A 10,050-nucleotide genomic window follows, 5' to 3' on the forward strand; every position below is an offset into this window, starting at 1 on the left:
CTGCAACGCGCTTACCCGAATGGTTCGTTACGCGACGCAATGTGGATTGGCCGCGCACCGCAACCGCTAACCGACCGACCGTATGTTTCGGGCTTTCAATTGGACTCGGTCCCGGTTTTCAGGTGCAGGTGGCTGTCCCGTTTGCCGGGCAAGGTGTTCGGCATCGCCCCCTCCCACTGAACTTTCAGGTAGCGCACATTCCTGGCCGTGCAGCTTTCTGCGAAACCAGGTCGGCCAACCTGTGAGTGCGGGTTCACAAGCATAAAGTTCACTATTGCAGGAATCGACTTTACGTCACCGACCGTTACAAATCGCACGCACTTGAAATACCAGGCGTCGATTGCTTCACCTGAATGACCACCTTTAGGTGGCAGTAGTAAAAACCGGCTCGTCGCTGGAACTAAGGTTGCTTTCTTGCCGAAGAAACATTCTCGGGGAATGTTTTTTCGCGGCGTGCAACTTTGGATACGAGGAAGACAGCTGCACCGACACACAGCAGGATCTCCGGAATTCCACCCAGATCGGTCGCCACTGTTCTGTCGTCACGGAGCACAACTCGATCGACCAGCGCATCCGGCTCGAACAGCTCGGACTGCTCGATAATGTCACCCTGTGGAGAGACGATCGCGCTGATCCCACTCGTCGCGGCCACCACCGCCGATCGACCGTGCTCGACTGCACGGACACGCGACATCGCAAGTTGCTGATATGTCATCTCGGTATCGCCGAACGTAGCGTTGTTGGTCGGTATGGCAAGCAGTTGAGCTCCCGAGCGCACCGACTCCGTCAGAGCACGATCGAAGGCAACCTCGTAGCAGGTGGCCACACCCACGGCGATCGAAGCTGCATGGACGACGCCGTCGCCGCTGCCCGGTACGAAATATCCCGCACGATCGGCATATTCGGAGAACAGACGAAAGAAGCTCCGAAACGGAAGGTACTCGCCGAAAGGCTGGATGATCTTCTTGTCGTGGCGCTCCCCCGGTCCCGCCGCACCGTCCCACACGATTGCCGAGTTGGTTGTCGTGCGATCGTCGTTGACCAGCACCGCCCCGACGAGAATCGGTGCCCCGATCGTCTCGGATGCCTCGGTGATCAGCGCAGCAGCATCGGGGTTGCGTAGCGGATCGATGTCCGATGCGTTCTCGGGCCAGATCACCACATCCGGCGCGGGCTGACGACCGGCAGCAACGTCGTCCGCGAGTCGCAGCGTCTCGCGGACATGGTTGTCCAGCACAGCTCTGCGTTGCGCGTTGAAGTCGAGACCGAGCCGCGGCACACTCCCCTGGATCGCGGCAACTGTCACAGTTTCCTCGCCCGGCCGAGCAGTGTTCGACGCCAGCGTCGGTAGAAGCGCGAGCGCGACTACGGACGCGGCGAGCGTGACGGCAACGGCCGCCAGCCATCGCCGGGGTGTTCGATCGCGCAACCCAGCGTGGACCAGGGCTGCGATGCCGCAACCGGTGAGCGCCACGCCGAAACTCAGCAGCGGTGCGCCGCCGAGGCTCGCGAGCGGCAGCAGCCAACCGTCGGGCTGACCGAAGGCGAGTCGACCCCACGGAAACCCGCCGAACGGAAATGTCGATCGTGCCCATTCGGTCAGACTCCAGGCCAGTGCGATCGACAGCGGCCACCACCGTGACGGCGACAAGACAATTGCCAGCACGCCGAACAAGCCGATGAACACCGATTCTGCTGCGGCGAGCGCAAGCCACGGGAGTGGACCCACGTAGACGCCGATCCACGGAAGCAATGGAACGAAGAAGCCCAACCCGGCCAGGTAGCCGTAGCCGAACCCGCTCTTCTTCGATGGAGTTCGCCCGCCGACGCCGGTCAACACCAGAACCAGCAGGGCGATGCCGATCGGTGCGAGGAACCAGAGTTGACGCGGCGGGAAGCTTGCGAACAGCAGCAACCCCGATGCCACCGCAGCTGCGCTGCGCAGCGCGACTACAGCAGCACTGCTCGAGCGTGCTGCGGCGCCCTCACGCTTCATGGATCACACGACCACGGTGAACTGTGCGTAGACAGCGAGGACTCGTCGATTCCGGTTCGAGCGCAGGGAGCGCCGGGACGCCGGCCCGCGGATCTGTCGACCACCGTGCCACGGTGTCGGCGGGGGCACGGACGACGAGTTCGGTGGTGTCCCACACCGCGTAGCTTGCCGGCGCGCCTGCGACCAGAGTGCCGGCGAGTCCGTCGCGCACGCCGCCGGCCCGCCAGGCGCCGCGCGTCGCCGCTGCGAATGCGGCCCTGGGTGAGATGCCGCTGCCGGCTGTCCGATGGTTGACAGCGGCTCGCAGCATGGCCCAGGGATCCACGGGAGTCACCGGCGCGTCCGAACCGAAGGCGAGCGAGACGCCGGCTGATGCGAGCCGTGCGAGCGGGTTCAGACCGGCTGCGCGCTGCGTTCCCAAGCGCGTGGCGTAGGAGCCACTCTCGCCTCCCCACAGTGCGTCGAATGCGGGTTGCATGCTTGCGATGACGCCCCAGGACGCAAGTGTGTCCGCCTGCGCTGCCGACACCATTTCCAGGTGTTCGATTCGGTGACCGCGCGAGGCGAGAGCTGGGCCACCCATCAGCGATGCGGTCTGCTCCAGTGCCTCGACGACAGCGCCTACCGCGCCGTCGCCGATCGCGTGAAATCCTGTTTGGATGCCGGCCTCGGTGCATGCGAGTAGGTGCGCCGAGATCGCATCCGGTCCCAGGTACGCGATTCCGGTGCCCGGGTCGTCCCCCGTGCCCAGGGCGTCGGAGTACGGCTGCGTCAACCACGCGGTGTGTGAACCGATCGAACCGTCGACGAACAGGTCTCCACCGAGGGCGTGCGCGCCTGTCGCGGCCAGCAGTTGACGTGCCTCTTGAGCCGTCTCGACCGCTTGCCCCCAGTAGCCGCGAACCTGCACACCGTGTTCGAAGGCCAGGAGTTCGCGAAAATCATCGAGTCCCGCGATGTCGGGGCCACCGCACTCGTGTACCGCGCACACACCGCGAGAGGCCGCCAAGTCCAGCGCCGATCGATGTGCCGCAGAACGGTCGGCGACGGTCAGAAGTGAGCGTGCCGTGGAGCGCACAGCGTGATGGGCGTCGGCGGTGAGCGGGTGTTGCGGATGGAAACCGCGAGCTGATTCCGACAGGTCACTGGCGCGCCGCAGAGCCGTCGAACAGGCCGCGGAATGCGAATCGATGCGTGTGAGGTACACGTTCCGACCCGGGGCAGCCTCGTCGAGGTCGGCGGTGCATAGCGGGCCTCCGTCCGCCCATGCGGCGTCGTCCCAGCCTTGCCCCCAGATGACGGCGTCCGTGGACTGCGCGGCGAAGGAGCGAATCCGGTGCAAGCATTCGACTCGGGACGAGCACCCACCGAGATCCAGACCGGTGAGAGCGAGGCCCAAAGCCGTCGTATGGACGTGGGTATCGACGAACGCCGGGGCGACGAACGCGCCGGCAAGGTCGATCTCCTCAGCGCCCGGGTGCAGGGCTCGCCCTGTTCGGTCCTCTCCCGTCCAGGAGACGATGCCGTCGGTGACGGCCATCGCAGTTGCATCAGGAGAAGACGGGGTGTAAATCCGCCCGCCGAGAAGAAGTTGGGTACGCACGGGAGACAAGTCTGCCCTCAGCGGGTCGGCTTATCGAAATCCCGTCCGTCCATCTCGAGCACGAGGTTCGACGCGCCACCTCTCGTAGGCGGGCCGGCCTGCTCCGGAACGACTTCCCCGTCGATGACGGTGGGTCGCATTCTCGAGGTTGCGGTGACAACGGTTGGCATCCACCGCGCAGCCACGATCATGACGAGCGGCCTCAGCGCCCATCGGGTGAAGGGCAGCAGGAGCAAAATGCCGAAGAGCGAGGAGACCAGTCCGGGCGCGAACATGGCCACAGAACCTATGGCGAAGAGCGCTCCGTCTGCCACTGCGACGCCAGGAGAACGTTCACCTCGACTCGCGGCGCGGAGCCCTTCCATGATTCGCTTGCCCTGCGAACGAACCAGGACGAGACCGAAGATCGAACCTGCGACGAGCAGCAGGACGGTCCACATGACGCCGATCGCGCTGCCGACCGCGATCAGGGCTGCGACCTCGACCACGACGTAGAGAATGAAAAGCGCAAACACTGTGGTTCCTTTCGTTGCCTGCACGTACAACGAACGGGGCAGCGCAATTGCTCCCGTCACCGGCCGATTTCGGTAACGATTTCAGATACCGGGCCGCACCAGACCCGTCTCGTACGCCAGGACCACTGCCTGCACCCGGTCCCGCAGGCCCAGTTTGGTCAGGACTCGTCCGACGTGGGTCTTGATCGTGGCCTCGGACAGCACCAACGCAGCTGCGATTTCGGCGTTGGACAGCCCGGTGGCGAGCAGTTCGAGAACCTGACGCTCACGATCGGTGAGTGCGTCGAGACGCTGAGGGTCCTGGGCCGGCGAGGTGTTGTCGGTGAGAAACCGGGCCAACAGCCGCTTGGTGACCTTGGGTGAGACCACGGCATCTCCGGCGGCGACGCTCCGAATCGCCGAAACCAAATCGTCCGGAGGGGTGTCCTTGAGCAGAAACCCGCTGGCCCCCGCTCGAATCGCGCCGACAACGTGCTCGTCTAGGTCGAAGGTCGTCATCACGAGCACGCGCGAACCGGCTTCCGACGAGGTGATCTCTGCGGTAGCAGCTACTCCGTCGAGACCTGGCATCCGGACATCCATGAGAACGACGTCGGGCGAGTGATCGTTCACGGCCCGCACGGCCGATTCGCCGTCGGCGGCCTCGCCGACAACTGTGATGTCGTCCTGGGCATCGAGGACCATCGTCAAGCCCATGCGCATCAGCTCTTGGTCGTCGACGATGAGTACGGTGATCGGCACCGGTTCAACCTAACGTCAATCGAGGGGTAATTCCGCCCGCACCCGCCATTGGCCGTCGTCGACTCGTCCCGCCTCGAGTGAACCTTGAAGCACTGCCACTCGCTCGCGCATACCGAGAAGCCCGTTTCCAGTTCCCTCGACTGCGCTGCCGTTGCCGCCTGCCTCGGCCGGCGTCGTACCGGTGTTGACGATCTCGACCAGTACGTCCTCCTCTCGACGGACCACTACAACCTTCGCCTTGGGTGCATGCCCACCGTGGCGAAGAACGTTGGTCAACGACTCCTGCACCAGCCGGTGGATGCCCAAGCTGATGGCCGGGCCGATATCGTCGAGATTGCCCGTCTGCTCGAGCTCGACATTCAATCCAGCTCTCGACATCATGTCGACGACCTTCGCCAGACCCGCAGTTCCGTACAGCGGTACTTCGTCGGCGTTCGGGGTGGTGCGCAGCAGAGCGACGGTTCTTCGCAGTTCCGCGAGCGCCTGCCTTCCGGTCGCCGAGATGTTGGCCACCGCCTGCTCGGCGCGGGCAGGATCCTTGCGAATTGCGTAGGACGCGCCGTCCGCTTGCACCACCATGACGCTTACACTGTGGGCGATGACGTCGTGAAGTTCGCGAGCTATGCGGGTGCGTTCCATCGCGACGGCTTCCTCCGCGCGCCTGTCGCGGTCGTACTCGGCCACCGCGAGTCGCGCTTCGACCTCCTCGTCGTAGGCGCGGCGTGCACCGATGAACTCTGCTGCGATCCAGGCGAGCGCATACATCATGACCGTGAACAGAACGGTCGAGATCGGCTCCTGGGCGTACAGCGAGAGTGCCAACGCGCTGTCGACTGTCACCGCGACGAGGAAGATCGCCGCATCGCGTCGTCCGACGTAGGCCACGAGGGTATACAGCATGATCGGTAGCGCAATCAGTGACAGGTGCAGATTCTCGGTCTCCCCCACCGCGATTCCGCCGAACGTACTGAACAGCGAGGCCGACAGCACCGACACCGCGACGATGCGCGGATGTCGGCGACGCCACGCAACCGGCACACACACCGCGATCGATACCACGACGAAAAGCAGCCAACTGTGCATCGACGAGTTGCTCACGAATGCAATTGCGTCCGCGATGAACAGCGCTACGGCCAGCAACGAGTCGGCCACGAAGGGCTTACCCCTGAGCCAGAGACTGAACCTTCGCATGTGGTTGAGTCTGCCGTATGGCGGCGGCAGACTGGGGATTGTTGATGGTTGCTGCGTTCGCGGCAGGGTGGGTCGACGCGGTCGTCGGCGGGGGCGGCTTGATCTTGCTGCCTGCGATCCTGGTCGTCGCCCCCCAGCTCAGTGCCCAGGCCGCACTGGCGACGAACAAGATGACAGCGGTATTCGGAACGGGTGCGGCGGTGGTCACGTTCGCGCGCAGGATCCCGCTCGACTGGCGTGTGATGGCGCCGGCCGGGGCAACGGCAGCGATTGCGTCGGCGTGCGGCGCTGCGGCCGTGTCGCTGATCGACCGGGACCTGTTCATTCCGATCATCATGGTGGTTCTGATCGGCGTGGCCGTTCTGGTGACCGCGCGCCCCACGATCGGGACGATCGCAGCGGATCGCCCGCCCACGCGGTCGAAGTTCGTGCTGGTGGTTTTTCTCGCCGCAGGTGGGTTCGGCTTCTACGACGGCATTCTCGGTCCCGGCACCGGAACATTCTTCATCATCGCGTTCGCGACGCTGCTCGGAACGGAATTCGTTCGAAGTGCGGCGATGGCCAAGGTTCTCAACCTCGGTTCCAACATCGGTGCACTCGTGTTCTTCGCCGTTACCGGCCATGTGCTGTGGCAGCTCGGAGCAGTCATGGCGGTATGCAACGTCATCGGCGCGCTCCTCGGTTCGAGGACGGCGCTGTCGCGGGGCTCGGGCTTCGTTCGGGTGGTCCTGCTCTTCGTCGTCATCGGCATGGTCATTCGGCTCGGTTGGCAACAATTCGGCTAATGTCGTGTGCTGTGACCCAGCTGTCAGATCGACATGTCGACCCGGAATTTCTGGCGCTGCCGCTCCGCGAGTTGGCCGATTCGGCGCTCGACGCTGCACAGCGCGGTGGCGCGTCTCACGCAGACTTCCGTGTGCACCGTCTTTTCTCCCAGTCCCTGAACATGCGAGACGGATCGGTCCAATCCGTCGTCGACGGTTCCGAGATCGGGATAGCCGTCCGCGTGGTTGTCGACGGGACGTGGGGTTTCGCCTCGCACTCGGCACTCACCATTGAATCAGCTGCCGAAGCCGCTCGCACTGCAGTGACCGTGGCAAAGGCCCTGCGGGAGTTGAACCGTGAGGTGGTGCAACTGGCCCCAGAACCGATCTACCGTGATGCCACCTGGGTGTCGGCTTACGACAAGGACCCCTTTGCGGTGCCGACGCAGGAGAAGGTGGAAGTGCTCGGTGAGTACTCCTCCCGCCTACTCTCCGCCGACGGGGTAGATCACGTGACTGCGTCCGTAATGCAGGTCAAGGAGCAGACCTTCTATCAGGACCTCGCCGGGAGCTCGATCACTCAGCAGCGCGTACGAGTGCATCCGCAGCTCGAGGGTACGGCTGTCGATCAGTCCGCCGGCGTCTTCGAAAGCATGCGGACCCTCGCTCCCCCGGTCAGTCGTGGTTGGGAGTATCTCGAAGCGAACAGCACCTGGAACTGGGACGACGAACTTGCGCAGATTCCGCACTGGCTCGCGGAGAAGATCAAGTCGCCCTCGGTCGAGCCGGGTCCTACGGACCTCGTCATCGACCCGACGAATCTCTGGCTCACGATCCACGAGTCGATCGGTCACGCAACAGAATACGATCGAGCCATCGGCTACGAGGCGGCATACGCGGGCACGTCGTTCGCGACCCCGGACAAACTGGGGACGTTGCAGTACGGCAACCCCGCGATGCATGTGACGGCAGATCGGACGGAGCGACACGGGCTTGCCACCGTCGGCTACGACGACGACGGTGTCGCGGCCCAGAAGTGGGATCTCGTCCGCGACGGCATTCTGGTCGGGTACCAGCTCGACCGCGTTTTCGCGCCGAGAATGGGTCTCGAGCGGTCCAACGGATGCTCGTACGCGGACTCTCCGCATCACGTTCCCATCCAGCGCATGGCCAACGTCTCTCTCGAACCCGATCCAGTCGTGGACCGCAGTGTCGACGACCTCATCGCAGCGGTGGACGACGGCATCTATGTAGTCGGCGACAGATCGTGGTCGATCGATATGCAGCGCTACAACTTTCAGTTCACCGGGCAGAGGTTCTTCAGAATTCGCAACGGCCGGTTGGAGGGCCAGGTGCGCGACGTTGCGTATCAGGCGACCACGACCGACTTCTGGGGGTCGATGGAACTCGTCGGCGGCGCGTCCACACGCAGACTGGGCGGCGCATTCAATTGCGGCAAAGCACAACCCGGTCAGGTCGCGGCGGTCAGCCACGGCTGCCCCGCTGCACTGTTCCGTGGTGTCAACGTACTGAACACGCGATCGGAGGCGGGCCAGTGATACCCGGATACGAAGTGGTCGAGCGTGTGCTGGCACTCGCCACCGCCGACGAGACCATCGTCATCGTCACCGATGCGAGCGAGGCTTCACTCCGGTGGGCAGGAAACTCGATGACAACTAACGGGATATCGACATCGAGAAGGTGGGCGGTCGCATCGATCGTGCGAGGCTCCGCCGGTGCGCGTGTCGCCACCGCGTCGTCGACGTCGATCGATCCGGCCGAGTTCGAGTCGATCGTCCGAAAGTGTGAAGCAGACGCCCGCGAGGCCGAACCAGCCGAGGACGCTATGCCTCTCGTCTCGGCGACCGACCCATCCGTCGACTGGGATCTGGAATCGGAACGGACGAGCATCGACGTTTTCGCTCACCTGTCGAGCGATCTGTCGACCGGGTTCGATGGCGCCGACCGGTTGTACGGCTTCGCGCACCACCAGGTCGAGACCGTGTGGCTCGGCACCTCCACCGGGGTACGCCGACGCTTCACCCAGCCGACTGGATCGGTGGAGATCAACGGCAAACGCGGCGACGCCAGCGCATGGGTCGGTGCCGGAACGAAGTACTTCGACGACGTCTCCGTGCACGGACTACTGGCCGAGCTTTCGACACGCCTGGATTGGGCGTCGAAAACCGTCGAACTTCCCGCGGGGAAATACGAGACGATCCTCCCGTCGTCCGCAGCTGCCGACCTTATGATCTACCTGATGTGGACCATGGAGGGACGAGGGGCGCAGGAGGGACACACCGCCCTGTCCCGTCCCGGTGGCACCCGCATCGGCGAGAAGCTCGGCGCGTTGCCGCTCACCCTCTTCTCCGATCCGGCCCACCCCGGGCTGGAGTATTCGCCCTTCCTGACAACTGCCTCCTCGAACAACTCTGTATCTCTGTTCGACAACGGTCTGGAGACGTCCCGGGTGGACTGGATTCGCGATGGGGTCGTCAACGCACTCGCGTATCCCCGATTCGCCGCCGAGAAGTACGGCGCCCCAGTCACCGTGCCCGGAGACAATCTCGTGCTCACCGGTGGCAGCGACGCCGATATCCACGACATGGTTGCCCGCACCGAACGTGGATTGTTGTTGACGACACTGTGGTACATCCGCGAAGTGGACCCGGCAACCCTGCTGCTGACCGGCTTGACCCGCGACGGTGTCTATCTCATCGAAAACGGGAAGGTCACCGGAGCCGTCAACAACTTCCGATTCAACGAGAGTCCGCTGGACCTGCTCCGTCGTGCGACCGAGGCCGGGGCAACGATTCCTACGCTGCCACGCGAATGGAAGGACTGGTTCACCCGAACGGCCATGCCTCCGCTACGTATTCCGGACTTTCACATGTCCTCGGTGAGTGCTGCGCAGTAGCTGTTCGCTTGGGCAGGAGTTCAAGTCTCTGGCAGACAACTACGCAGGGTGATAGTCGGACGCTGCATAGGCACTTTGCCGTCGCATTCTTCGAGGGGTTTTCGTCGAGGATCCTCAGCACAGGCAACGGACTTCTCGGCTGTGCGCAGTCTGAACCGGCGTCAGGTTTCTGTCGGTGGGGTGCTCTACCGTTTACGGTAATCGAACATACGTGCCCCTCCTTACCTTTGTGTGGGTAGCTTGACCTCGATTCCGCCGAGGTTGAGATAGATCATTGCTTTCAGCGATGCGGCAGAATGGTGGCCGTAGCCTCGGGCGTTGAT

The 10,050-nt window shown here is 63.8% G+C and carries 8 protein-coding genes; 3 read left to right on the forward strand and 5 right to left on the reverse strand.

Translation table 11 applies throughout. The features are described 5' to 3' along the window. Positions 1-400: 400 nt before the first annotated feature. From lnt to KVY23_RS21610, 5 genes are all read right to left on the reverse strand, one after another. Complete coding sequence (gene lnt, locus KVY23_RS21590) at positions 401-1,996, reverse strand: apolipoprotein N-acyltransferase (RefSeq protein WP_230558196.1); 1,596 nt, start codon at positions 1,994-1,996, stop codon at positions 401-403. Then, positions 1,986-3,599 carry an amidohydrolase gene (locus KVY23_RS21595; RefSeq protein WP_230558197.1) on the reverse strand — a complete coding sequence of 538 codons (1,614 nt, stop codon included), beginning with the start codon at positions 3,597-3,599 and terminating at the stop codon, positions 1,986-1,988. Before KVY23_RS21595 ends, lnt begins: the two co-directional genes overlap by 11 nt. Before the next feature lie 17 nt (positions 3,600-3,616). Next, positions 3,617-4,114 (reverse strand): FxsA family protein, encoded by a 498-nt coding sequence (locus tag KVY23_RS21600; protein ID WP_230558198.1) that lies wholly within the window; start codon positions 4,112-4,114, stop codon positions 3,617-3,619. 81 nt (positions 4,115-4,195) lie between these two features. After that, positions 4,196-4,855 (reverse strand): response regulator transcription factor, encoded by a 660-nt coding sequence (locus KVY23_RS21605; protein ID WP_230558199.1) that lies wholly within the window; start codon positions 4,853-4,855, stop codon positions 4,196-4,198. A 15-nt stretch (positions 4,856-4,870) separates the two neighbouring features. After that, entirely contained in the window at positions 4,871-6,046 is a 1,176-nt protein-coding gene (locus tag KVY23_RS21610) for a sensor histidine kinase (RefSeq protein ID WP_230558200.1), read from the reverse strand. Between the two features lie 17 nt (positions 6,047-6,063). Between KVY23_RS21610 and KVY23_RS21615 the strand changes: the two genes are divergently transcribed. The 3 genes from KVY23_RS21615 to KVY23_RS21625 are packed head-to-tail and all read left to right on the forward strand — an operon-like array spanning position 6,064 to position 9,727. Further along, positions 6,064-6,831, forward strand: a complete 768-nt coding sequence (locus tag KVY23_RS21615) for a TSUP family transporter (protein ID WP_206511626.1) — start codon at positions 6,064-6,066, stop codon at positions 6,829-6,831. Continuing rightward, entirely contained in the window at positions 6,831-8,369 is a 1,539-nt protein-coding gene (locus tag KVY23_RS21620; RefSeq protein ID WP_230558201.1) for a TldD/PmbA family protein, read from the forward strand. The genes KVY23_RS21615 and KVY23_RS21620 overlap by 1 nt, the downstream gene beginning before the upstream one ends. Then, complete coding sequence (locus KVY23_RS21625; RefSeq protein ID WP_230558202.1) at positions 8,366-9,727, forward strand: TldD/PmbA family protein; 1,362 nt, start codon at positions 8,366-8,368, stop codon at positions 9,725-9,727. The genes KVY23_RS21620 and KVY23_RS21625 overlap by 4 nt, the downstream gene beginning before the upstream one ends. The last annotated feature ends 323 nt before the right edge of the window (positions 9,728-10,050 follow it).

This window comes from Rhodococcus sp. I2R (assembly GCF_020889545.1).
In the GTDB taxonomy this organism is placed as follows: Bacteria; Actinomycetota; Actinomycetes; order Mycobacteriales; family Mycobacteriaceae; genus Rhodococcoides.